This is a genomic window from Nostocoides sp., from assembly GCF_037045025.1.
Taxonomy (GTDB): domain Bacteria; phylum Actinomycetota; class Actinomycetes; order Actinomycetales; family Dermatophilaceae; genus Nostocoides_A.
In genome coordinates, this window is record NZ_JBAOHM010000011.1 from 333,929 (window position 1) to 358,735 (window position 24,807).

The window sequence follows — 24,807 nt, forward strand, 5'->3', positions numbered from 1 at the left end:
GTCAGCTACCGGCCGGGTCGACAGCGCAGTCGAGCCAGGCGTCGATCCCGTCGAGTATGTTGGCGCGCACCTCGCCCGGGGCGGAGCTGGCATGCACCGACCCCCGGGCCAACTGCGCCAATTCGGCATCGGAGAAGCCGAACACCTCTCGCGCCGCCGCATACTGCGCCGTCAGCCGCGAGCCGAACAGCAACGGATCGTCCGCGCCGAGCGCGACCGGTATCCCCGCCTCGACCAGGCGGCGCAGCGGCACCTCACCCGGCTCGGCATAGACCCCGAGGGCAACATTGGACAGCGGGCAGACCTCCAAGGCGACCTCGTCAGTGATCAGCCGCTCCAGGACACGCGGGTCCTCGACCGACCGCACTCCGTGACCGAGCCGGTCCGGCTCGATGGCATCGAGGGTGTCGGCGACCGCCGTCGGGCCGAGCAACTCGCCGGCGTGGGGCACCAGCGCCAGCCCGGCTCGCCGGGCGATCGCGAACGCTGGCGCGAACTCGCGGGTTTCGCCGCGTCGTTCGTCATTGGACAGCCCGAAGCCGACGACCGTTCCGGGTGTGTCCCCGGCATACTGCGCTGCCAGCCGGGCCAGCGTGCGCGCCTCCAGCGGATGGCGGATCCGGCTGGCCGCGACGATCACCGTCATCTGCGTCACGCCGGCACGGGAGACGCGGGCCGCCTCGTCGAGGATGATTTCCAGCGCCGGGGAGATCCCGCCGACGAACTGCGCATAAGACGTCGGGTCGACCTGCAGCTCCAGCCAGCGCGACCCCTCGGCGGCATCGTCGGCCGCGGCCTCGCGCACCACCCGGCGCAGGTCGTCCTCGCGGCGCACGCAGGCGCGGGCGGCGTCATACAGGCGCTGGAAACGAAACCAGCCGCGCTGCTCACGCACGCTCGCCAGCTGCGGTGGCCACTCGCTCAGCAGGGCATCGGGCAACCGGATGCCGTGCTCTCGGGCCAACTCGGCCAGGGTGTCGGACCGCAGCGACCCGGTGAAGTGCAGATGCAGGTGGGCCTTGGGCAAAGCCGCCAGGTCGCGACTCCCCGCCGCCGCGGGCTCGATCAGTCCTCGTCCTCGATGATGTGCATCGCGGCCTCCTCGGCCGAGGCGGCCGCGCCATCGACACCGACATCGCGCCCGACGATGTGCGGGTCGCTGTCGTAGTGGGAGCCCTCGTCGGGGGCCACGAGCCGGCCGGCGCGTCGCTCACCGACCTCGTGGTCGCCGAGCCAGTCGTCCTCGGCGGCGATCGCGTCGGGATCGTCCCCGCCGACCCGCTCCTCGTCGACGCCCAGGCGGCAATAGGGGTCGGGCTCCTCTTGCGCCAAGCGCTCGTCGATCGTCTCCTCGTGCGACTGCTCGGCCGCGGTCACGCCGTGATAGCGCGACCCGCGGTCGGTGTCAGACGGCGAGAACCCACGATCCAGCACGTCCTCGACACCGTCATAGATGAGAGTGTCTTCCGGCTGCAGCTGGTCTTCGTCGTCCACGCTCCAGGCGCCCAGGTCGTCGGTGATGGTCTCGTTCGGCTCCGACATAAAGCCCATCCTATGAGCCGACTAAGCGCCTTCGGGTGTGCTCTGTGTCGCGGAATGCCGTCCGGCCAGTTCTTCGGCGGCTGCCAGCGCCACGCAGGTCGCGACCCCGGCCATCGCCGTCTCGACGTCCGCCAACACCGGGAACGACGGCGCCAGCCGGATGTTGCGATCGCGCGGATCGTGGCCGTGCGGGAAGGACGCGCCCGCCGGGGTCAGCACGATCCCGGCGGCCTTGGCCAACTCGACAACGCGCCCGGCGGTGCCGTCGATGACGTCGAGATTGACGAAGTAGCCGCCGCTCGGCTTGGTCCACGTGGCGATCCCCAGCCCGTCCAGTTCGGCGGTCAGTGCCGCGTCCACGGCGGCGAACTTCGGGGCGAGGATCTCGCGGTGCTTGACCATGTGGTCACGCACCCCCTGTGCGGTCTCGAAGAACTGGACGTGGCGCAGCTGGTTGATCTTGTCCGGCCCGATCGAGGCGTACTGGTAATGCCGCAGATACCAGGCGACGTTCTCCGTGCTGGCGGCGAGGAAAGCGACGCCGGCCCCGGCATACGTGATCTTGCTCGTCGAGGCGAACATGATCGGCCGGTGCGGGTTCCCCCCGGCCGAGGCAACCGAGAGGATGTCGACGCCCTTGGCCTCGTCCTCGGTCAGGTGGTGGAAGGCGTAGGCGTTGTCCCAGAAGATCTTGAAGTCGGGGGCGGCGGTGGGCATCGAGGCGAGCATGGCGGCGACCTCCTCGCTGATGATCGCTCCGGTGGGGTTGGCGTAGGTCGGGACGATCCACATCCCCTTCACGGCCGGGTCGCCCTTGACCAGCGCCTCGACGGCGGCCGCGTCCGGGCCGTCGGTGTGCATCTCGACAGGCAGCATCTCGATGCCGTAGGAGTCGAGCATCGTGTAGTGCCGGTCATACCCCGGCACCGGGCAGACGAACTTGACGACCTCCTCCCGGTTCCACGGCCGCGGCGAGTCCACGCCGCCATGCAAAAGCAGCATGACGAGCGTGTCGTGCATCATCGTCAGGCTGGAGTTGCCGCCCGCCACGACCTGGCCCGGCTCGACCCACAGCAGGTCGGCGAACATCTCGCGGATCTCCCGGATACCGGACAGCCCGCCGTAGTTGCGCACGTCAACCCCGTCGGCATCGGTGTGCCCCTGCGGCAGCCCCGCCAGCCCGTCGGCCAGGTCGAGCTGCGCGCTCGAGGGCTTGCCCCGCGTCAGGTCCAGGCGCAGCCCGCGCTCGCACAAGGCCGCGTATGCCGCGCGCTTGCGCTCCACGAACTCCTGGAGTTCCGCCGGGGTCAGGTCGGACAAGGGGCGCTGCTGCGGCTGCTCGGTCACGAGCGCCATCGTTCCACCTCGGGCATTCAGTTCGCATCCGCCCGGCATGGTCCCGTATGCTGAGCCCTCGGAGTGCGTCCGCAGTGGCCTGCCCGCACTCACCACCGGGAACCCGCGCCTCAACCCGCGCGTTCCCGTAGGGCAGTGGCTCAATTGGTAGAGCACCGGTCTCCAAAACCGGCGGTTGGGGGTTCGAGTCCCTCCTGCCCTGCGTTGCCGGCGCCTTCCCGGGCCCGAGCAGATCAGTCCGTGACACCGAAGGAAGCACTCCAGTGACCGACGTGGGCGCCCCGGCCCGCTCCTCCAAGCGGAGGGACGGCAAGGGTCTATCTCCCGTGGCCCGGCTGCGACTGTTCGTCAAGCAGGTGCTGGACGAGCTGCGCAAGGTGGTGCGGCCGACCCGCTCGGAGCTGGTCAACTACACCGCCGTGGTCATCGTCTTCGTCTCGGCGGTGATGGCGTTCACCGCGAGTATCGACTACGGCTTCACCAAGCTCGTCTTGTGGGTGTTCGGCGGCTGAGTGTTCATCGGCTGAGTGTTCAGCGGCGCAGCGCCCGGCGGTGCCAACCGTCGGTGCCGGTCGCGGGTTGAGCGGCCGAGGCAATGAGGACCAGGACGTGAGGAAGAATTGATGTCGCAGCAGGAGTTCGAGCCGAGCCCGGCCGAGGACGACCTCGAGGAGGCACAGGTCGAGACCGTCGGCGACCCCAGCGACAGTGCGCTCGAGGACAGCGCGCTCGAGGCGATCGACGCCGAGGAGGGCTTGACGGACGAGCCCGACGCGACAGCCGAGTTCGGCGCTGACGACGAGGTCGACGACGATCCGGACGAAATCCACGCATCCGACGATGACGAGTCCGACGATGACGACGTGTCCGCAGCTGAGGCGGCCGAGGACGCCGCCGACGACGATGGCGATCTCGCGGACGCGCCGGCCGACGATGAGTTGCCCGCCGACCCGGTGCAGGCGTTCAAGGACGACCTGGCCAGCAAGTTCGGCGACTGGTATGTCATCCACTCCTACGCCGGCTACGAGAACCGCGTCAAGCACAACCTGCAGACCCGGATGACCTCGCTCAACATGGAGGACTACATCTTCGAGGTGCAGGTCCCGATGGAGACCGTCACCGAGATCAAGAACGGCCAAAAGAAGCAGGTCCACCGCGTCCGCATGCCCGGCTACGTGCTCGTGCGCATGGAGATGACCGACGAATCCTGGGGCGCGGTGCGGCATACGCCCGGAGTGACCGGCTTCGTCGGCAACGCGCACGCGCCCGTGCCGCTCGGGCTCGACGAGGTCTTCTCCATGCTCAAGCCCGCCGACCTGGAGACCGCGGCCGCCGCCGGCTCCGGTGCCGCCACGGCCCCGACCAAGACGGCGCCGAGCACCATCGTCGACTTCGAGATCGGCGAGTCCGTCACGGTCATGGAGGGCCCGTTCGAGACCATGCCGGCCACGATCTCCGAGATCAACCCCGACACCCAGAAGCTGAAGGTGCTGGTCTCGATCTTCGGCCGCGAAACCCCGGTCGAGCTGGCGTTCAACCAGGTCGCCAAGATCTAACTACACCTCCGGGGGGCTCCGCCCCCCGGACACCCCCGGAAAGACAACTGCATAATTTCACTGCAACCGAGTCATCGCCCACGGCGTCGGCTCACGAACAAAGGAAGAGCAATGCCTCCCAAGAAGAAGGTCTCCGGCTTCATCAAGCTGCAGATCCAGGCCGGCCAGGCCACCCCGGCGCCGCCCGTCGGGCCGGCGCTCGGTCAGCACGGTGTCAACATCATGGAGTTCGTCAAGGCCTACAACGCCGCGACCGAAGCCCAGCGCGGGAACGTCATTCCCGTCGAGATCACCGTCTATGAAGACCGGTCGTTCACCTTCATCACCAAGACCCCACCGGCCGCGGAACTGATCAAGAAGGCCGCCGGCGTCGCCAAGGGCTCCGGCGAGCCGCACAAGACCAAGGTCGCCAGCCTCACCCGCGAGCAGGTCCGCGAGATCGCCGAGACCAAAATGGCCGACCTCAACGCCAACGACATCGAGATGGCGATGCGCATCATCGCCGGCACCGCCCGCTCGATGGGCATCACCACCCAGCTCTAAGCAGCACCACAGAACGACAGGCACCACCCGTGGGAGGGGTCCGCGCTGGACCCCGTCACCACACCTCCCAACCGAAGGAGCAGCAATGAAGCAGCGCAGCAAGGCCTATCAAGCCGCGGCCGAGAAGATTGACCGCACCAAGACCTATTCGCCGGCCGAAGCGGTCCACCTCGCCAAGGAGACCGCGACCACCAAATACGACCCGACGGTCGAGGTCGCCTTCCGGCTCGGCATCGACCCGCGCAAGGCCGACCAGATCGTGCGGGGCACCGTCAACCTGCCGCACGGCACCGGCAAGACCGCCCGGGTGCTCGTCTTCGCCAACGGTGAGCGGGCCGACGCGGCCACCGCTGCTGGCGCCGACTTTGTCGGCAGCGACGACATGATCGAGAAGGTGTCCGGCGGCTGGCTCGACTTCGACGCCGTGGTCGCCACGCCCGACCTGATGGGCAAGGTCGGCCGCCTCGGCAAGATCCTCGGCCCACGCGGCCTGATGCCCAACCCCAAGACCGGCACCGTGACGATGGACACCGGCAAGGCCGTCAGCGACATCAAGGGCGGCAAGATCGAGTTCCGCAACGACAAGCACGCCAACCTGCACTTCATCATCGGCAAGGCGAGCTTCCCCGAGAAGGCGCTGCTGGAGAACTACGCCGCGGCCCTCGATGAGGTGCTGCGGCTCAAGCCGTCGGCGTCCAAGGGCCGCTATCTGCTCAAGGCGACCATGGCCACCTCGATGGGCCCCGGCATCCCGCTCGACTACACCAAGACCCGCAACCTCACCGACGAGGAAGCCCCAGCCTGAGGTATGCCGCGTAGCGGCCGGCTCCACCGGGAACCGGCCGCGGGGGCATACCGTCTGATGGGCGGCCTGCCGGGAGGACCGGCCGACCATGAACGTCTATCCGGGCATGACCCCTGCCCGGGAATGGGAGAGACCCCGATGAAGAAGCTGACCCTGGCCGCCGCCGTGGCCGCCGCCGCCCTCACGCTGGCCGGCTGTGGCGGCGGCGACACCAAGACCGACACCTCGACATCCACGAGCGCCGCCGCCTCGACCGGCAGCGCCACCGGCCAAGCCAGCGCCTCGAGCACCGCCACGGCGAGCGGCTCGGCCACGGCGACCGGCACCGAGTCCAGCGAGGCGGGTGGTGGCGGGAGCGCCTCCTCGCTTACGGACGCCAAGGTGGGCGACGAGGTCGACGCCGCCGTGGTGGCCCAATCCCTCACCGAGGCGTTCAAGGACGGCTCTAGCGGCCACATGGTTATGGATATGGGCAGCGGCGTGAAGGCCGAGGGCGACTTCGCGGTCGTCGGCGGCAAGCAGAACTCGACGATGACCATGGACATGGGCGGCCAGAAGATGGAGATGATCTCCGTGGACGGCGTCACCTACATCAAGTCACCGCTCTTCGGCGGCGGCACCAAGTGGGTCACGATGGACCCGGCCACCGGCGGCGCACCCGACGTGGGCGCCTACACCCCGGACAAGATCGCCAAGGCGTTCGGCAACCAGAAGGCCAAGGTCACCGCCAAGGACGGCGACACGACGACCGTCGAGATGGATCTCGACCTCAAGCAGATGATGGACGCCCTGGGCGGCTCGGAGTCGCTCGGCTCGGCGACCGGCAATCTGCCGGACAGCATTCCGGTCACCTACACGATCGACGGCGAGGGCCGGCCGGTCAAGACCGTCATGGAGATGGGCACCAAGATGACCGTCACCTACTCCGACTGGGGCAAGTCGGTCTCGATCGAGGCACCGCCGAAGTCCGAGGTCACCACGATGTGACCCGCGGGGACTATTGCGTCCGCGGTCGATTTGGTCGCGGACGCCGGTCGCGGCTAGGCTTGACGCGACCAATGACCGCCGGTTGCCTCGCGGCATACGCCATGAGGCCGAAGGTTCCGCAACGAGCGGGCAACCAGCGCAGGCCACGTGCTCGACCCGCCGCACCTCCGGTGCCGCGCCTCCCGCCCCGTGCCCTGCGCCGGGGCTCTTCTCGTTGATGGGCCCACCCGACCGGCCCAGACGAAGGAGGCCCAGATGGCGACCACCGGCAAGTCCGGCGCCATTGCCGAGCTGACGGAGAAATTCCGCAACTCGAACGCGGCCGTTCTCACGGAGTATCGCGGCCTGACCGTCAAGCAGCTCACCGAGCTGCGGACCGCCCTCCGTGGCAACGCCACCTACGCCGTGGTCAAGAACACGCTGACCGACCTTGCCGCCAAGGAGGCCGGGGTGAGCGCCTTCGAGGGACAGCTCACCGGCCCGAGCGCCATCGCGTTCATCGACGGTGACCCCGTCGAGGCCGCCAAGGGCCTGCGTGACTTTGCCAAGGCCCACCCGCTGTTGGTGATCAAGGGCGGTGTCCTCGACGGGCGCGCCCTGAGCGCCGATGAGATCAAGAAGCTCGCCGACCTGGAGTCGCGCGAGGTTCTGCTCGCCAAACTCGCCGGGGCGATGAACGCCTCGCTGAGCAAGGCCGTGTCCCTGTTCGCTGCGCCGCTGTCGCAGGCCGCTCGCCTCGTCGAGGCCCTGCGCGCCCAGGTCGAGGCAACTGCCCCCGCCGACCCTGCTCCGGCGGCCGACGAGGCTTCCGCTGCGGCCGACGCTGCCGCGGATGCTCCGCAGGATTCCGTCGAGGCTCCCCAGGACGCCCCGGCCGCCGACGTCGCCGAGGGTGGCGACGCACCCGCCTGACCCCGCCCTGGGAGCAGGCACTTATCACCGCACGCCACTCACGGCAGACGAAGTAACAGAAAGGACGCCACCATCATGGCGAAGCTCAGCACCGACGAGCTCCTTGACGCGTTCAAGGAGATGACCCTGATCGAGCTCTCCGAGTTCGTCAAGCAGTTCGAGGAGACCTTCGGCGTCACCGCCGCCGCCCAGGTCGTGGCCGCCCCCGGCGGGCCCGCCGCTGGTGGGGCTGGTGGCGAGGTCGCCGCCGTCGAGGAGCAGGACGAGTTCGACGTCATCCTCGAGGCCGCCGGCGAGAAGAAGATCCAGGTCATCAAGGAGGTCCGCTCGCTGACCTCCCTTGGCCTGAAGGAGGCCAAGGACCTCGTCGACGGCGCCCCCAAGGCCGTCCTGGAGAAGGTCGACAAGGCTGCGGCCGAGAAGGCCAAGGAGCAGCTCGAGGGAGCCGGCGCCACCGTCACTTTGAAGTAACCCGTCGGGCCCGGGTGAAACATCCGAGCGCCCGCATCACGCGGGGCGGACCGATCGTGGTCCGCCCCGCAGCCTTTCCACCGCAATGGCTCGCGTCCCGGCGAGCGCGCGCGTCGTCGCCCCTCTGGGGGCGCGGCGGAAGAGTTGTTGGAATTCGACAACATGTTTCCGACGGCGTCTTTGCCGGCTCCTTGTGTGCCTCAGGGTAGCAGTGGGTCACCGGATCGGATGTTCTGTCGTACGGACAGCGTGACACTCTCTTACTCCATCCAATCGAGTGTTCCTTGAGGCTTATTCACGAGGCTAGTTTCAGGAATTGTAGCCCGAGGACGGCGGTGATGGTTTGAGCGAATGTGTGGTAGGGCCGCCGGTAGTCGGTGTGGAGGATCCGCCAGGTTTTCAAATGCGCGATGGTTCGTTCGATGGTGGCGCGGATCGCGTTGAGTTCTTTGTTGAATTGCTTCCGGTCGTCGGTGAGTTCTCCACCGGGTGGTTTCTTGATCGGGGTGATCAGGCCGGCGCCGATATAGCCTTTGTCGGCGACGATGGTGAGGAGTTCCTCGGTGTCGAGGACTCCGTGGGTGCGCAGGGCGGTCAGGTCGTGGGTGGACCCGGGAAGGGGATCGGAGACCCACAGCAGCCGGCCGGCGAGGGTGGCGGCGATGTGGACGTTGACACCGGTGGTGTGGTGTTTGCCGGAGTACAGGTCGGGGATGTCGGCCCAGGACCAGCACGGGAGCAGGGTTTCGTCGATGATCAGGGGGACGTCGGGGTCGAGGTCGTCCGCGACCGGGATCCAGTCGGCGGTGGCGTCGGCGAGGGCGGGGGTCATCGCGGCGATCGTCCGCGAGATCGTGGGCTGGGAGGTGGCGTACCGGTCGGCCAGGTCTGCTTGGGTGCTGTTTCGCCGCAAATAGGTCATGGTGATGATGATCGACTTTCGCAGCCCCAGCGACGGTGGGTAAGCCACTGGATATCCTGCGTTCTGCAGGTCGCGGATCATGATGACGAGACGGTCGATCTGGCCCCTGGTGAAACCGGTGGTAGAATACATTCGCGACGGCCCGTTCTGGAGTGTTTGAGTGTGCTAACCCAATTCTCTCTAAGGGCGGGCTGTCGCTTTGTTAGGCGCTCCGGTCAGAATGTCGCGTTTGTATTACGTTCCTCCCCCTGAATAAGCCTCCTTCTGCCACCGCATCCGACATTTACGACGTCCTGAATTACGACTTCGCCTTTACAGATTTCACCGTGGTATTCAATTCGAGCCAGGACAGTACCCGTCCAGCCACGGACATCGTCTATCAGCAGTTCGACCAGGGTTTTGGTGCCGGAGCCCTTGGATTCACATGGTGCCGTCTGGGCATCGATACACTCCGATGCGACCAGCACTATGTCAGGTTCAGGGATACATTCGGTGATTCCATCGTCTGCCACGAGTCCGGTCATGCGGTTGGATTGACCCACGGAAGCGACGCCGATCCTCCTGTGGGAAATACGGACTCCGATCTCGCTTGCGTGCAGACCAGCCGCCCTTTAGCTGGATGGCCAACTTATCTTGGGTCGCATAATCGGGCCCGTATCAATGCGACGTATTGAGGCTTATTCAGGGGGAGGAACGTAATACAAACGCGACATTCTGACCGGAGCGCCTAACAAAGCGACAGCCCGCCCTTAGAGAGAATTGGGTTAGCACACTCAAACACTCCAGAACGGGCCGTCGCGAATGTATTCTACCACCGGTTTCACCAGGGGCCAGATCGACCGTCTCGTCATCATGATCCGCGACCTGCAGAACGCAGGATATCCAGTGGCTTACCCACCGTCGCTGGGGCTGCGAAAGTCGATCATCATCACCATGACCTATTTGCGGCGAAACAGCACCCAAGCAGACCTGGCCGACCGGTACGCCACCTCCCAGCCCACGATCTCGCGGACGATCGCCGCGATGACCCCCGCCCTCGCCGACGCCACCGCCGACTGGATCCCGGTCGCGGACGACCTCGACCCCGACGTCCCCCTGATCATCGACGAAACCCTGCTCCCGTGCTGGTCCTGGGCCGACATCCCCGACCTGTACTCCGGCAAACACCACACCACCGGTGTCAACGTCCACATCGCCGCCACCCTCGCCGGCCGGCTGCTGTGGGTCTCCGATCCCCTTCCCGGGTCCACCCACGACCTGACCGCCCTGCGCACCCACGGAGTCCTCGACACCGAGGAACTCCTCACCATCGTCGCCGACAAAGGCTATATCGGCGCCGGCCTGATCACCCCGATCAAGAAACCACCCGGTGGAGAACTCACCGACGACCGGAAGCAATTCAACAAAGAACTCAACGCGATCCGCGCCACCATCGAACGAACCATCGCGCATTTGAAAACCTGGCGGATCCTCCACACCGACTACCGGCGGCCCTACCACACATTCGCTCAAACCATCACCGCCGTCCTCGGGCTACAATTCCTGAAACTAGCCTCGTGAATAAGCCTCATTGATCGGGGTGACATCAAATGCTTCCTTCCAGAACGGTCCTGATAGCCGCCGTCATCGCGGTCACGGTTACCGGCTGCGGCTCCGGTCTCTCGCGGACGCAGTCGATGAGCCTCCCGGCCGCCAGCGCCCAGACATCCGCCAGTGCCACGACGATGGGTCTCAAGAACGTCGACTCGCCAGCCGGGGTCGACGGCTCATCTTTTGTGGACTTCGCCTATGATGTTACGTCGGTCAACGATTGGCGCACGTATGCCGATCACCTGGTCGACTTCGAAGTTGCGTCGGAACGGAAGGTGCCTGCGCCGGACGACACCCCTGCGCATGGGCGTGATCTCGTCCCACGCACGGTAACTATCCGCGTTCTCGGAGTTCCTTGGTCCCGGACCGGCGCGAAAACAATCGACCAACGAACGCTAGATATTGATGCCGGGGGGTGGCTGGTGGAGGCAGGGAAAGCCGACGTCCCCGTGCGCTTTAGCGGTGGAGCTTGGCTGATGGTCGGCGATCGCTACCTTGCCCCCTTCATGGCGCCTTCATGGCCTATCGCGCCGACCAGCCCTGGACACCCGTTACCGGGACGGGTCGAGCCGTGCTGGCGTACGACGGAGCTGTCGTCGGGCAGGGCGAGCGCATCGAACCGCTTGGTGATCGGAGTCGGTTCATCGGCAAGGACGCCAGTGAGGTGGCGGCCACGCTGAGGGGCTCCTGACACCGCCTCTCCAGGCGGCACGCGGGGGGCCGGCGCTGGGCCGGCGCCGTCCGGTTGAGCCCGTCCGGAAGGCGCGTCCGCTTGACGTATGCCGCGCGGCGCGCCATCCTCTACGCGTCGCTTGGCGACCGCCGTCCAGCGAGGCCGTTGGAACGGTTTGGACAGCCATGCCTTCCTCATGTATCGTGGCGCTTTGCGCTGTCCTCCCTCCCTCCTGCTCCTGCACTATCGGTATGTCCCCGGGCCTGTCGCCCGGTGTGCCGTGCTGCATGAACCTGACCGGTGGGGTGATGTGCGTTTGAAGACCAGTCAGGCCCGTGGAAGGACCCTCCTTGGCTGCCGCGCGCACCGCTTCAGCACCATCCGCAACGACGGCTTCCGGTCGTCTCTCGTTCGCCAAGATCCGCGAACCCCTCGAAGTCCCTGATCTGCTCGCCCTGCAGACCGAGTCTTTCGACTGGCTGCTCGGCAACGAGCGCTGGCAAGACCGGGTCGCGCTCGCTCTTCAGGAGGGCCGGCGCGATGTGCCGGACCGCTCCGGGCTGGAGGAGATCTTCGAGGAGATCTCCCCGATCGAGGACTTCTCCGGCTCGATGAGCCTGAGCTTCCGCGACCACCGCTTCGAGGAGTCCAAGTACTCCATCGAGGACTGCAAGGAGCGCGACCAGACCTACTCCGCGCCGCTGTTCGTCACGGCCGAGTTCATGAACACCACGACCGGCGAGATCAAGAGCCAGACGGTGTTCATGGGCGACTTCCCGCTCATGACCGAGCGCGGCACGTTCATCATCAACGGCACCGAGCGGGTGGTCGTCTCCCAGCTCGTCCGCTCCCCGGGCGTCTACTTCGAGCGCACCCCGGACAAGACGTCCGACAAGGACATCTACACCGCCAAGGTGATCCCCAGCCGCGGCGCGTGGCTGGAGTTCGAGATCGACAAGCGCGACATGATCGGCGTGCGCGTCGACCGCAAGCGCAAGCAGTCGGTCACCGTCCTGCTCAAGGCCCTCGGCATGTCCGAGGCGCAGATTCGCGAGGACTTCGCCGGCTACGAGTCGATGGAGCTGACCCTCGAGAAGGATCACATCGCCGGCCAGGACGACGCGCTGCTCGACATCTACCGCAAGCTGCGCCCGGGCGAGCCGCCGACCCGTGAGGCCGCCCAGACCCTGTTGGACAACCTCTACTTCAACCCCAAGCGCTACGACCTGGCCAAGGTCGGCCGCTACAAGATCGGCCGCAAGCTTGGCCGCGACGTCGACCTGCACGAATCGGTGCTCAGCCTCGAGGACATCGTCGCCACGATCAAGTACCTCGTTGCCCTGCACCGCGGCGACGAGACGATCGCGGGGATGCGCGAGGGCGAGCAGGTCGAGTTGACCGTCGAGACCGACGACATCGACCACTTCGGCAATCGTCGTCTGCGCAGCGTCGGCGAACTCATCCAAAACCAGGTCCGCACCGGCCTGTCCCGGATGGAGCGTGTCGTCCGCGAGCGGATGACCACCCAGGACGTCGAGGCGATCACCCCGCAGACCCTGATCAACATCCGCCCCGTGGTGGCCTCGATCAAGGAGTTCTTCGGCACCTCCCAGCTCTCGCAGTTCATGGACCAGAACAACCCGCTCGCCGGGTTGACCCACAAGCGGCGCCTCTCGGCGCTCGGCCCGGGAGGCCTCTCTCGTGACCGCGCCGGGATGGAGGTCCGCGACGTCCACCACAGCCACTACGGCCGGATGTGCCCGATCGAGACCCCGGAAGGTCCCAACATCGGGCTGATCGGCTCGCTCGCGTCGTATGCCCGGATCAACGCCTTCGGGTTCATCGAGACGCCCTACCGCAAGGTCGAGGCCGGCAAGGTCACCGACGAGATCCACTACCTGTCCGCCGACGAAGAGGACAAGCATGTCATCGCCCAGGCCAATGCGGCCCTGGACGCCGACGGCAGCTTCGCCGAGGACCGGGTCCTGGTGCGCACCAAGGGCGGCGAGGCGATCGACGTCGCCGCCGACGACGTCGACTACATGGACGTCTCCCCGCGCCAGATGGTCTCCGCGGCCACCGCGATGATTCCGTTCCTCGAGCACGACGACGCCAACCGGGCCCTGATGGGCGCCAACATGCAGCGCCAGGCGGTTCCGCTGGTGCGCAGCGAGGCCCCACTCGTCGGCACCGGCATGGAATACCGCGCCGCGCTCGACTCCGGCGATGTCGTGCGGGCCGAGAAGTCCGGCGTCGTCACCGAGGTCTCGGCCGACCTGGTCACAGTGGCGGGCGACGACGGCACCTACCGCACCTACCGGATCGCCAAGTTCGCCCGCTCCAACCAGGGCACGTCCTACAACCAGCGGGTCATCGTCACCGAGGGCGACCGGCTGGAGGAGGGCACCCTGATCGCCGACGGTCCGGCGACCGACGGTGGCGAGATGGCGCTCGGGCGCAACCTGCTCGTGGCGTTCATGCCGTGGGAAGGTCACAACTACGAGGACGCGATCATCCTCTCCCAGCGCCTGGTCCAGGACGACGTCCTCTCCTCAATCCACATCGAGGAGCACGAGGTCGACGCCCGCGACACCAAACTGGGCCCGGAGGAGATCACCCGCGACATCCCCAATGTCGCCGAGGACGTCCTCGCCGACCTCGACGAGCGCGGCATCATCCGCATCGGTGCCGAGGTTCGCGACGGTGACCTGCTCGTCGGCAAGGTCACGCCCAAGGGTGAGACCGAGCTGACCCCCGAGGAGCGGCTGCTGCGCGCGATCTTCGGCGAGAAGGCCCGCGAGGTCCGCGACACCTCCTTGAAGGTCCCGCACGGCGAGACCGGGACGGTCATCGGCGTCAAGGTCTTCGACAAGGACGACGGCGACGAGTTGCCGCCGGGCGTCAACCAGCTGGTGCGCGTCTATGTCGCCAACAAGCGCAAGATCACCGACGGCGACAAGCTCGCCGGCCGCCACGGCAACAAGGGGGTCATCTCCAAGATCCTCCCGGTCGAGGACATGCCCTTCCTCGAGGACGGCACCCCGGTCGACGTCGTGCTCAACCCGCTCGGCGTGCCCGGCCGGATGAACATCGGCCAGGTCCTGGAGCTGCACCTTGGCTGGGCCGCCAGCCGCGGCTGGCAGGTTCCCGACGGGGCGGAGTGGGCCGAGCGCCTCGGCGAGGAGGCGCGCACCGCCCCGCCCGGCACGCGCGTGGCCAGCCCGGTCTTCGACGGTGCCCGCGAGGAGGAGATCTTCGGTCTGTTGGAGAACACCAGCCCGACCCGCGACGGCCAGCGCCTGGTCGCGCGGGACGGCAAGGCCCGGCTCTTCGACGGCCGCTCCGGCGAGCCCTTCCCGGCGCCGGTCTCGGTCGGCTACATGTACATCCTCAAGCTGCACCACCTCGTGGACGACAAGATCCACGCGCGCAGCACCGGTCCGTACTCGATGATCACCCAGCAGCCGCTCGGCGGTAAGGCCCAGTTCGGTGGCCAGCGCTTTGGGGAGATGGAGGTCTGGGCCCTGGAGGCCTATGGCGCCTCCTACGCCCTCCAGGAGCTGCTGACGATCAAGTCCGATGACGTGAACGGCCGGGTGAAGGTCTACGAGGCGATCGTCAAGGGCGAGAACATCCCCGAGCCGGGCATCCCCGAGTCCTTCAAGGTGCTCATCAAGGAGATGCAGAGCCTGTGCCTGAACGTGGAGGTCCTCTCCCGCGACGGCAGCGCGATCGAACTGCGCGACAGCGAAGACGACGTCTTCCAGGCCGCCCAGGAACTCGGCATCGACCTCTCCCGCCGCGAACCCTCCTCCGTCGAGGAAGTCTGACGATCAAGCCCCAGGCCCCGAACCGGAAGGTCGCCCTGCGACCGAGGGTTCGCCGGGGAAACCGCGAGCGAAGCGCGCCTGGTTTCCCCGGAACAGGGCCGAGTCGGGCGCAGCCCGTCCTGGCCGGGAACGGCCCACATTGCTAGTGACACGTTCGATTCGGAACGAAAGTAGGGAAGCACGAAGTGCTTGACGTGAACTTTTTCGATCAGCTGCAGATCGGCCTGGCCACCGCGGAGGACATCCGCGAGTGGAGCAATGGCGAGGTCAAGAAGCCCGAAACCATCAACTACCGGACGCTGAAGCCGGAGAAGGATGGGCTGTTCTGCGAGCGCATCTTCGGTCCGACCCGGGACTGGGAGTGCGCCTGCGGCAAATACAAGCGGGTCCGCTTCAAGGGCATCATCTGCGAGCGCTGCGGCGTCGAGGTGACCCGGGCGGCGGTGCGCCGCGAGCGGATGGGCCACATCGAGCTGGCCGCCCCGGTCACCCACATCTGGTACTTCAAGGGCGTCCCCAGCCGCCTGGGCTACCTGCTCGACCTGGCCCCGAAGGACCTGGAGAAGGTCATCTACTTCGCGGCATACATGATCACCAGCGTCGATGAGGACCAGCGGCACGCCGACCTGCCCTCCCTCGAGGCGCAGATCGAGGTCGAGAAGAAGGAGATCGAGAACCGGCGCGACGCCGACATCGACACCCGCGCCAAGAAGCTCGAGGCCGACCTGGCCCAGCTCGAGGAGGAGGGTGCCAAGGCCGACGTGCGCCGCAAGGTCCGCGACGGCGCCGAGCGCGAGATGGGCCAGATCCGCCGGCGCGCCGACCAGCAGGTCGACCGGCTCGACCAGGTCTGGGACCGGTTCAAGAACCTCAAGGTCCAAGACCTCGAGGGCGATGAGATCCTCTACCGCGAGATGCGCGACCGGTTCGGCCTCTACTTCGAGGGCGGCATGGGCGCGGCCGCGATCCAAAAGCGGTTGGAGACCTTCGACCTCGACGCCGAGGCCGCGAGCCTGCGCGAGATCATCGCCACCGGCCGGGGCCAGAAGAAGACCCGCGCCCTGAAGCGGCTCAAGGTCGTCTCTGCCTTCATGACGACCGACAACAACCCCGCCGGTATGGTGCTCGACGCCGTCCCGGTGATCCCGCCGGACCTGCGCCCGATGGTCCAGCTCGACGGTGGCCGGTTCGCCACCTCCGACCTGAACGACCTCTACCGCCGGGTCATCAACCGCAACAACCGGTTGAAGCGGCTGCTCGACCTCGGCGCGCCCGAGATCATCGTCAACAACGAGAAGCGGATGCTGCAGGAGGCCGTGGACTCGTTGTTCGACAACGGCCGTCGTGGCCGTCCGGTCACCGGGCCCGGCAACCGGCCGCTGAAGTCGCTGTCCGACATGCTCAAGGGCAAGCAGGGCCGCTTCCGGCAGAACCTCCTCGGCAAGCGCGTCGACTACTCGGGCCGGTCGGTCATCGTCGTCGGCCCGCAGCTGAAGCTGCACCAGTGCGGCCTGCCCAAGACGATGGCGCTGGAGCTGTTCAAGCCGTTCGTGATGAAGCGCCTGGTCGACCTCGACCACGCCCAGAACATCAAGTCGGCCAAGCGGCAGGTCGAGCGGCAGAAGCCGGTCGTGTGGGATGTCCTCGAAGAGGTCATCACCGAACACCCGGTGCTGCTCAACCGGGCACCGACCCTGCACCGCCTCGGCATCCAGGCCTTCGAGCCCCAGCTGGTCGAGGGCAAGGCCATCCAGATTCACCCGCTCGTCTGCACCGCGTTCAACGCCGACTTCGACGGTGACCAGATGGCCGTGCACCTGCCGCTGTCGGCGGAGGCACAGGCCGAGGCCCGCATCCTGATGTTGTCCTCCAACAACATCCTCAAGCCGGCCGACGGGCGCCCGGTGACCATGCCCACCCAGGATATGATCATCGGCCTCTATCACCTGACGTCGGACTCGGGGGCGATCTATCTCGATGAGGCGCAGGAGCATCTGCGCACCTTCGCCACGCCCGCCGAGGCACGGATGGCGTTCGACGCCGGCGAGATCGAGATCGGCTCCGTGGTCAAGATGCGCCTGTCCGACGTCGTCCCGACGCCGGGGACCGAGCTGCCCGAGGACGCCGAGGTCGGCGAGGACGGCACCGTCGACACCCTGCTGGTCGAGACCACCCTCGGTCGCGCGCTGTTCAACGAGGCGCTGCCGCACGACTACGCGTTCGTCAACGAGGCCGTTGACAAGAAGCGGCTGTCGATGATCGTCAACGACCTCGCCGAGCGCTACAGCAAGGTCCAGGTCGCCGCATCGCTCGATGCGCTCAAGGAGGCCGGCTACTACTGGGCGACCCGCTCGGGAACGACCGTGGCCGTCGCCGACGTGGTCACGCCCGAGCGCAAGAGCGAGATCCTCTCCACCTATGAGGCCAACGCGACCAAGGTGCAGACCCAGTTCGATCGCGGCCTGATCACCGACGACGAGCGCCGCCAGGAGCTCATCGAGATCTGGACCAAGGCGACCAACGAGGTCTCCAAGGAGATGGAGTCCAACTTCCCCAAGAACAACCCGATCTATCGGATGGTTCACTCGGGAGCGCGAGGCAACTGGTTCCAGTTGCGCCAGATCGCCGGCATGCGTGGCCTGATGGCCAACCCCAAGGGCGAGATCATCCCGCGCCCGATCCGCACCAACTTCCGCGAGGGCCTCTCGGTGCTGGAGTTCTTCATCTCCACCCACGGCGCCCGCAAGGGGCTGGCGGACACCGCTTTGCGGACCGCCGACTCCGGATACCTCACCCGGCGGCTGGTCGACGTCTCCCAGGACGTCATCATCCGCGAGGAGGACTGCGGCACCGAGCGTGGGCTGACCATGCCGATCTCGGTAACCGGGGAGAGCGGCCGCCAGGTCCACGAGGAGGTCGAGACCTCGGTGTATGCCCGCACCCTCGCCGAGGACGTCGTCGACGCCACGGGCGAGGTGCTCGCTGAGGCCGGCATCGACCTCGGAGACGTGGTCATCGGTGCGCTCTTCGGCGCGGGCGTCGACACGGTCAAGGTCCGCTCGGTCCTGACCTGCGAGTCCCGCGTCGGCACCTGCGCCAAGTGCTATGGCCGCTCCCTGGCGACCGGCAAGCTGGTCGACATCGGTGAGGCCGTCGGCATCATCGCCGCTCAGTCCATCGGTGAGCCCGGCACCCAGCTGACGATGCGGACCTTCCACACCGGTGGTGTGGCCGGTGACGACATCACCCAGGGTCTGCCCCGTGTCGTCGAGCTCTTCGAGGCCCGCACCCCCAAGGGGGTCGCGCCGATCGCCGAGGCGAGCGGCCGGGTGGAGATCGAGGAGACCGACAAGACCCGGCGGATCATGCTGACCCCGGACGACGGCTCCGAGGACCACGCCTACCCGGTGAGCAAGCGGGCCCGGCTGCTCGTCGCCGACGGCGACCACGTCGAGGTCGGCGCCAAGCTGGTCCAGGGCGCGATCGACCCTAAGCAGGTGCTCCGCATCCAGGGCCCGCGGCAGGTGCAGATGCACCTGGTCGACGAGGTCCAGGCCGTCTATCGCCAGCAGGGTGTCGCGATCCACGACAAGCACATCGAGGTCATCGTCCGGCAGATGCTGCGCCGGATCACGATCATCGAGTCCGGTGACACCGACCTACTCCCCGGCATGCTCTCCGAGCGCGGCCGCTTCGAGCAGGAGAACCGGCGGGTCGTCGGCGAGGGCGGTCGCCCCGCCTCCGGTCGTCCGGAGCTGATGGGTATCACCAAGGCCTCGCTGGCTACCGACAGCTGGCTCTCGGCGGCCTCCTTCCAGGAGACCACCCGGGTGCTGACCGAGGCGGCGATGGAGGCCAAGTCCGACCCGCTGCTCGGGCTGAAGGAGAACGTCATCCTCGGCAAGCTGATCCCGGCCGGCACCGGCCTGACCCGCTACCGCAATATCACCGTCGAGCCGACCGCCGAGGCGCGCGCCGCGATGTATGCGATGCCGAACTACGACGAGTACGCCTACCCCGTCTTCGGGGCCGGCACCGGCGAGGCGATCCGCCTCGACGACGCCGAACTCGGCTTCGACCGCTTCGACTAGTTCCTATTGATTCCTCACCTCAACGCTCGGCGGGGTGGCGTGCTTCGCTACGCCACCCCGGCTCGCTTGATCGTCGAAGAATCGTCCGGGGTGGCGACGAAGGAGCCGATCCGCCGAGCGTTGAGGAGAGAAATCAAAAGTAATCGCGGCTGACCGGGCGGGAGGGGTAGCGCCCGGTCAGCCTCGCGGGATGTGCTCCAAGTGGCCGTCGGCGATTGCGGCGCGAACCACATCGCGCGGCGACCACACGTGCCTGCCTAACTCGCGGTAGCGAGCGCAGGCGCGGTTGAGGTAGGTGTTGACCGTCGACAGGCTGATCGGTGGTTGCATGGTGGAACCGATCGACTTGCGGGGGACGCCGTCGGCGAGCAGCGACAGTACCTCGATCTCGCGCGGGGCCAATTCGGCCGCGAGCGAGGGGTCGGTCATCAACACGAAGGCCAGGTCGCTGGAGACGGCATACTCACGTCCCCCGACATCGCGCAAGGTGGTGACGATCTGGTCGGCAGGGTCGGACTTGAGCGCGAGCCCGCTCGCGCCCGCGGCGATTGCCTTGCGGATCGGGACCGGGCGCAGTTCCGAGGTCAGGACGACAACGGGTGTGCCGGCCCCGGTGAGTTCGTGGATGGCCTCGAGGGACTCCTCGTCGGTGCGCAGATGCAGGTCGACCAGCGCGAGGTCCGGCGGCTGCGGCAACGCGGCGATGGCCTCGCGCAACTGCTCCCAGGAGGTGGCCGAGGCCACGAGTTCGATGTCGGGCGCGGTGCGGGCGACCAACGACATGATGCCCTCGACGACGATCGGATGATCGTCGACGGCAACCACGCGCAGACCCATGGCAGTCATTGTGGTTGCTGCACACCCGCCTCACTAGTCGCACCATTCGGGGACGGGCCGCAGGCAACCGTCCGACGGGCGAGCAGCCCATCCTCCAGGGGAGTCGTGAGCCAGCCCTGCGCGCCGAGTGACTCGGCGACGTCGCTGGCCGGCATGGGGTGGACCAGCACGCTCAGCCGCCACCGGTCGTCGGCGGCCAGGCCGGTCAGATCGACCTGGGAAACGGGCATGCGGCTGAGGGCAACAAGCGCACCGGAGCAGACGTCGAGCACATCTGCGGGAATGCCGCTGGACAGCCGCAGGCGGACCTCGGCGCCCTGCCGGCGCAAATCCGCCATGGTCCGCCGCAAGTGGACGTGGTCACCGACCATCAGCGCCTCCCGCAGCGATTCCTCCAACGCTTCCGCCCGCGATCGCACCGGGCTGAGGTCGTCGCCATCGGCGAGACTCTCCGCCTCTCGCAGCAGCGACCGCAGCGGTTCGAGGTCCCTGCTCAGGCGTTCGGTCAGGCGCCGATCGAAGGCCGCGGTCGAATTGGCCATGGCCGCGGCCAGCGCCGAGTCATGCTCTGCCTGATACAGGGCCCACGCCATTCGCTCCGCCCCGATGCGCACTGCCATCGCCAAGGCCAAGGTGATCAGCGGAGCCATCGTCGGCGCGAGATAGGGCATCCACTCGGCGACGGATGTCACCGTGTGCATCGTGGATGCGGCGCTGGCGACGGCGAGCCCGGCACCGCAGATCACGCTCTCGCGCCGCGGCCGATAAATCGCGAACAGCGTCACATAGGCTGCGGCGGCGACCGGCATCCACAGGAGTCGGGGGTGTGGGGCCTCGGGGGGGAGCACCAACCCGTTGAGGACCGTGACGCCCCATGCGATGGCGGTCAGTCCGGCCGAGGCGGCAACGGACAGGCGATCATGCCGCAGGGCGCTCCACGCGCTCGCGGCGCCGGCCGCCACGATAACGACGCTAGCCACCGTCAGAATCCCGGCGCCTGGGAATTGGCCGCTCATGAGCAGCCCGAACCAGAGTCCAAGGCCGAGTCGAGGCGCAATCATCAGCACGAGGTAAGGGAACATTTCGCTGATCAACCCGGCGCCCAGGACCGACGGGTCCGGGTCCTCGGCCGGGCTCCAGGTCAGCTGGACCCGCGTCCCGGACCCGGGGGCAGAGGCGATGGTGGCGGCGCCACCGACATCCCGCATGCGATCCTCGATCGAGGACGCCAGTCCACGCCGCTCGGTGGCCTGGGGGTGAAAACCGACCCCCGCGTCGGCGATGGTCACCGTCAGCACCATCCCGCGGACGGCGACCGCCACGCTTGCCCGATCGGTCTGTGCGTGCTGGGCGACGTTGCGCAACGCCTCGCGGGTCGCCGCGCGGACCGCATCGACCACCTGCATCGGCAAGGCTACTCGCAGCGGCGAGCGGACATCCACCTGGATCGGGACGTCGTCCTTCACCGAGTTGAGGAAACCGCCGGCTTCGGCCTCGGCCTGGGCGGCCAGCACCTCCTCGACCCGCCACCGCCGGCCGGTGGCTCGTCGGCCCGGCACCCGCTGCCGCATCCGCCCGACCGCCGACCTGATCTCCGGCAGCGTCACCGGCTCGCCCGCCATCGCGAGCATGCGCAGGACGTGGAGGATCTCGTCGTGGACGAAGCGGTCGACTTCCTCGGTGCGGCGCTCGTCGTCCTGCTGCTGCAAGGCCGAGGCCCGGGCGCTCTCGTTCTCTTCCCGGGCCGCATCGACCGAGCGGGCGGCGCGACGGCACATGGTCCCGACGATCCACGCCGATGCGGTCAACAAGACCATCTGGCCGGTCGCGGCCACCACCTCAAGCCACCGGGTCAGGTGTGGCAGCGCCGGTGCCGGCGCCCAGGTGTTCCATCGGATCACGACATTGAGCGCCAGCAGTAGGCCGGCCAGCGCCCATCCCCACCGCATTTGCGCCAGCGTCAGGAAGCTGCAGGTGGTGATGATGAACGCGCTCGGCCACCACGTGTCCGCCAATTGCGGCGAGACCTGGGTCATCGGGGCCGCGAGGCACAGGCCGGCCGCACCCATCACGAGCACGACCCAACTGCCGAGCGCGCGCCAGCGCCATACGCGCGTGACGGCGATGATCGTGAGCAGGGCGGCCGCCATCAGCGTGACTCCGACCGCCGTGCGGGCCTGGCTCACGTCGACGGAGGTGGAGGCGACACCGACGAACGTCAGGTTGAAGGTGACGACGAGGACGACCAGCGCGATGCGGATGGCATTCTCGACGACCTCGGCCCACGTCCGTGCCCGGGTGTCGACGTAGGCCTTGCGGGCCGTCCGCATGGGGGCCATGGTAATCGCGTGGCCCGTGGTTAGGGTGGGGAACCATGGAGGAGAAGTCGCCGGATCTGCGCCGCAGTCTGGCTGGCGGCGCCCTCGTCGCGCTCGGCCTCCTCGGGCTGTTGCGGCTGGCCGGTCCCGCCCGCCTGGCCGCCATCCTCGCCCTCGGGCTCGGCGCCTTCTATTTGAACAAGACCGACCCGCGCCGCCTTGCCGCGATCCTCGCGGTGGTCGCCATCGGTTTTGGGTTCGCCGCCTACCGCGCCTGGCATCGGTAGATGCCGTCCCTGCTGACCCTGAACATCTCTCGCCCGCCGCTCGGCCGGGCGCGCGCCATCTTGGACTATCTGTGGCAGCGCGAGGAGGAGATCCTCGTCCTCACCGAGGTCGGCCGGTCATCGGGATCCGATCTCATTGCCGCCGTATGCCGGGCCGCCGGCCACGCGGTCCAGTCCTCCTTCACCGGCGTGGACGGCCGCTCCCGGCCTGCAGCCCCTGCCCGAGCGGCGCAACCCGGTCGATCTCCACGACCTGGGGCCCCTGATCCGTCGGGATCCGCCGCCAGTCCTTTCCTTCTACTCCGACGTCAATGAAGGGGCCGAGTTGACCCCAGACCTCTCGCGGGTGGGGGTAGCCGATGGGCTGTGGCCGGGCCGGGAGCGTGTCCACCCACGGCTGCGAGTTCCACCCGCGGAGGCGGACGGGACTCCATGGGTCGCGCCGAGCCCCGGCTCGGCAGTCGTTCGACAACGGAACCCGAGTGCCGTGCAGGGTGCAGACGAGTTCGCTGACCGGCACGGCGTAGAACTGGCTGGCCAGGAGGGAGATGAGTTCCTCCGCAGCGAGCGGCTCGGCCTGATTGATCCACCCCGCCTGGCTGTCCGAACCCCAATTGACCACTGGGGCGATGTCGAAGCCGCACGCCGGATTGGGTGGGGTCATCACCAGCGTGTGCGCGTAGGTATCCACCCATGGCGCCACCTCTTGGACGGCCCACATCAGGTCCGAGCCCGTGCAGGACGCGACGGCGGTCTCGCTCAGCTCGATCCGCTGCCACGACGTCGACATGGCGGCGAGATGCACTCGCATCCGGCCGCTCATGACCGTGCTGTAGTAGCTGTCCGCCGCCGCGACGGCCGCCGTCATCCCCGCGCGGGGATCAACCGTCGGCGGGTCCTCGGCCCAATAGGCAAGAACCACGGCGACGTCCATGACGTACGCGTCGTCATCGGCCGCGGCATCCCGTGGCGGCACCGAGCCGGCCGGTCCGCAACTCCACCCGATCGTGGCCACCGCGGCGATCATCGCGATGGCGAAGCGAACCAGTTGGACCCGCGCTGACCCCATAGGCCGAACGTACGCCCCCGGGGGTGACCCGGCAAGGGAACACCGTTGGGCCCGGCCGAATGCGCCGGGCCAGGACGCGAGAGACTAGGGCGGTGACGAGCGCTGCCCCCTCCTACTACGAGTTCCTCGGCGCCGGCGAGCACGGTGACCGCTTCGCGGGCACCTGGCACACCGGCGGGCCGTGGAGCGCCGAGCACCAGCACGGCGGACCGCCATCGGCGCTGCTCGGCCGGGCGCTGGAGGCCGCCGTGGTGCCCGGCGGGTTCGTGGTCAGCCGGATGACGATCGACCTGCTCGGCGCCGTGCCCGTCGGCGAGGTCGCGGTCAGCGCCCGGATGCTGCGTAGCGGCCGCGCCGTCCACCTCGCCGAGGCAACGCTCGCCGACGTCGCAACCGGCAGGCCGGCGGCCCAGGCGCGCGCCTGGGCGGTGCCGGACGGCCCGGGACCCGTGGTCAACGACAGCGTGCCGACCAGCCGCCCGGACCAGGGCAAGGCCGTTCCGCCCCCGCCCGGCTGGGTGCGCGGATACATCGATTCGATCGACTGGCGGTGGATCGTCGGCGCGGTCGGCGAGGCGGGCCCGGGGCTGGTCTGGATGCGGCCGCACCTGCCCTTGCTCGAGGGTGAGGCACTGAGCCCACTCCAGCGCATCCTCGTCTGCGTCGACTCCGGGTCGGGGATCAGCGCCGAACTCGACATCCGCGAATGGGATTTCCGCAACACCGACCTGACCGTGCACATCGTGCGGCCGCCGGACGGGGAGTGGCTGTGCGTCGACGCCCTGACCACCATCGCCGGGGTCGGGATGGGCGCCTGCCGGACGACGGTCAGCGACCACCGCGGCATCGTCGCCTTCAGCGCCCAGTCGCTGCTGGTCCGACCCCGCACGGGGTGAGGCGACCAGGGCCATACACCCAACCGATTTTGTCCGGGTGCCCCGGGCCACTAAACTTGAACCTTGTGTCTGTGTGTCCGCACGCGCGCGTGCCCGCACAGGCAGGCAGCAGTCCAGGGTGA

Annotated in this window: 20 protein-coding genes and 1 tRNA gene; 13 read left to right on the top strand and 8 right to left on the bottom strand. The window is 67.8% G+C overall.

The features are described from left to right. Position 1: 1 nt before the first annotated feature. From V9G19_RS12675 to V9G19_RS12685, 3 genes are read right to left on the bottom strand one after another with little or no spacing between them, the layout of a single operon-like run. Complete coding sequence (locus tag V9G19_RS12675; RefSeq protein WP_462286236.1) at positions 2 to 1,069, bottom strand: adenosine deaminase; 1,068 nt, start codon at positions 1,067 to 1,069, stop codon at positions 2 to 4. Continuing rightward, positions 1,066 to 1,542 (bottom strand): DUF5709 domain-containing protein, encoded by a 477-nt coding sequence (locus tag V9G19_RS12680; protein WP_462285775.1) that lies wholly within the window; start codon positions 1,540 to 1,542, stop codon positions 1,066 to 1,068. Before V9G19_RS12680 ends, V9G19_RS12675 begins: the two co-directional genes overlap by 4 nt. Before the next feature lie 21 nt (positions 1,543 to 1,563). Next, complete coding sequence (locus V9G19_RS12685; RefSeq protein ID WP_462285776.1) at positions 1,564 to 2,898, bottom strand: PLP-dependent aminotransferase family protein; 1,335 nt, start codon at positions 2,896 to 2,898, stop codon at positions 1,564 to 1,566. 129 nt (positions 2,899 to 3,027) lie between these two features. On the opposite strand from V9G19_RS12685, the gene V9G19_RS12690 reads away from it, so the two are divergent. The 8 genes from V9G19_RS12690 to rplL all read left to right on the top strand — a co-directional run bounded on the left by V9G19_RS12690 (position 3,028) and on the right by rplL (position 8,172). After that, a tRNA-Trp gene (locus V9G19_RS12690) sits at positions 3,028 to 3,100 on the top strand. Between the two features lie 61 nt (positions 3,101 to 3,161). Further along, positions 3,162 to 3,410: a preprotein translocase subunit SecE gene (gene secE / locus V9G19_RS12695; protein ID WP_462285777.1), complete on the top strand. Its 249-nt coding sequence runs from the start codon at positions 3,162 to 3,164 to the stop codon at positions 3,408 to 3,410. A gap of 111 nt (positions 3,411 to 3,521) precedes the next feature. Then, a complete protein-coding gene (gene nusG, locus V9G19_RS12700) occupies positions 3,522 to 4,454 on the top strand; it encodes a transcription termination/antitermination protein NusG (protein ID WP_462285778.1) in 933 nt (310 codons plus the stop codon). Positions 4,455 to 4,565: 111 nt separating this feature from the next. Then, positions 4,566 to 4,997: a 50S ribosomal protein L11 gene (gene rplK, locus V9G19_RS12705; protein WP_462285779.1), complete on the top strand. Its 432-nt coding sequence runs from the start codon at positions 4,566 to 4,568 to the stop codon at positions 4,995 to 4,997. Positions 4,998 to 5,082: 85 nt separating this feature from the next. Beyond that, positions 5,083 to 5,802 carry a 50S ribosomal protein L1 gene (gene rplA, locus V9G19_RS12710; protein ID WP_462285780.1) on the top strand — a complete coding sequence of 240 codons (720 nt, stop codon included), beginning with the start codon at positions 5,083 to 5,085 and terminating at the stop codon, positions 5,800 to 5,802. A gap of 138 nt (positions 5,803 to 5,940) precedes the next feature. Continuing rightward, on the top strand, positions 5,941 to 6,789 hold the full coding sequence (locus V9G19_RS12715; protein WP_462285781.1) for a LolA-like protein: 849 nt from the start codon (positions 5,941 to 5,943) through the stop codon (positions 6,787 to 6,789). Between the two features lie 255 nt (positions 6,790 to 7,044). Further along, entirely contained in the window at positions 7,045 to 7,701 is a 657-nt protein-coding gene (gene rplJ / locus V9G19_RS12720; RefSeq protein WP_462285782.1) for a 50S ribosomal protein L10, read from the top strand. A 75-nt stretch (positions 7,702 to 7,776) separates the two neighbouring features. After that, positions 7,777 to 8,172 carry a 50S ribosomal protein L7/L12 gene (gene rplL, locus V9G19_RS12725; RefSeq protein WP_462285783.1) on the top strand — a complete coding sequence of 132 codons (396 nt, stop codon included), beginning with the start codon at positions 7,777 to 7,779 and terminating at the stop codon, positions 8,170 to 8,172. A gap of 295 nt (positions 8,173 to 8,467) precedes the next feature. On the opposite strand, the gene V9G19_RS12730 is transcribed toward rplL, so the two are convergent. Together V9G19_RS12730 and V9G19_RS12735 are read right to left on the bottom strand one after the other, a co-directional pair. Beyond that, entirely contained in the window at positions 8,468 to 9,226 is a 759-nt protein-coding gene (locus V9G19_RS12730; RefSeq protein ID WP_462285784.1) for a transposase family protein, read from the bottom strand. An 83-nt stretch (positions 9,227 to 9,309) separates the two neighbouring features. Beyond that, a complete protein-coding gene (locus V9G19_RS12735) occupies positions 9,310 to 9,618 on the bottom strand; it encodes a hypothetical protein (RefSeq protein WP_462285785.1) in 309 nt (102 codons plus the stop codon). 277 nt (positions 9,619 to 9,895) lie between these two features. On the opposite strand from V9G19_RS12735, the gene V9G19_RS12740 reads away from it, so the two are divergent. The 3 genes from V9G19_RS12740 to V9G19_RS12750 all read left to right on the top strand — a co-directional run bounded on the left by V9G19_RS12740 (position 9,896) and on the right by V9G19_RS12750 (position 19,278). Then, on the top strand, positions 9,896 to 10,654 hold the full coding sequence (locus V9G19_RS12740) for a transposase family protein (protein ID WP_462285784.1): 759 nt from the start codon (positions 9,896 to 9,898) through the stop codon (positions 10,652 to 10,654). 1,053 nt (positions 10,655 to 11,707) lie between these two features. Continuing rightward, positions 11,708 to 15,187, top strand: coding sequence for a DNA-directed RNA polymerase subunit beta (rpoB, locus tag V9G19_RS12745; RefSeq protein ID WP_462285786.1), 3,480 nt, complete (start codon positions 11,708 to 11,710; stop codon positions 15,185 to 15,187). Positions 15,188 to 15,372: 185 nt separating this feature from the next. Further along, complete coding sequence (locus tag V9G19_RS12750; RefSeq protein WP_462285787.1) at positions 15,373 to 19,278, top strand: DNA-directed RNA polymerase subunit beta'; 3,906 nt, start codon at positions 15,373 to 15,375, stop codon at positions 19,276 to 19,278. Between the two features lie 177 nt (positions 19,279 to 19,455). Here V9G19_RS12750 and V9G19_RS12755 read toward each other — a convergent pair whose 3' ends face one another. Further along, positions 19,456 to 20,115, bottom strand: a complete 660-nt coding sequence (locus tag V9G19_RS12755) for a response regulator transcription factor (protein ID WP_462285788.1) — start codon at positions 20,113 to 20,115, stop codon at positions 19,456 to 19,458. A gap of 5 nt (positions 20,116 to 20,120) precedes the next feature. Beyond that, a complete protein-coding gene (locus V9G19_RS12760; protein ID WP_462285789.1) occupies positions 20,121 to 22,445 on the bottom strand; it encodes a sensor histidine kinase in 2,325 nt (774 codons plus the stop codon). 44 nt (positions 22,446 to 22,489) lie between these two features. On the opposite strand from V9G19_RS12760, the gene V9G19_RS12765 reads away from it, so the two are divergent. Beyond that, complete coding sequence (locus tag V9G19_RS12765) at positions 22,490 to 22,720, top strand: hypothetical protein (protein ID WP_462285790.1); 231 nt, start codon at positions 22,490 to 22,492, stop codon at positions 22,718 to 22,720. A 181-nt stretch (positions 22,721 to 22,901) separates the two neighbouring features. On the opposite strand, the gene V9G19_RS12770 is transcribed toward V9G19_RS12765, so the two are convergent. Next, on the bottom strand, positions 22,902 to 23,789 hold the full coding sequence (locus V9G19_RS12770; protein ID WP_462285791.1) for a hypothetical protein: 888 nt from the start codon (positions 23,787 to 23,789) through the stop codon (positions 22,902 to 22,904). 92 nt (positions 23,790 to 23,881) lie between these two features. Between V9G19_RS12770 and V9G19_RS12775 the strand changes: the two genes are divergently transcribed. Further along, the gene (locus tag V9G19_RS12775; protein ID WP_462285792.1) at positions 23,882 to 24,685 is read left to right on the top strand and encodes a thioesterase family protein; all 804 of its coding nucleotides are present in this window, start codon (positions 23,882 to 23,884) and stop codon (positions 24,683 to 24,685) included. Positions 24,686 to 24,807: the final 122 nt, after the last annotated feature.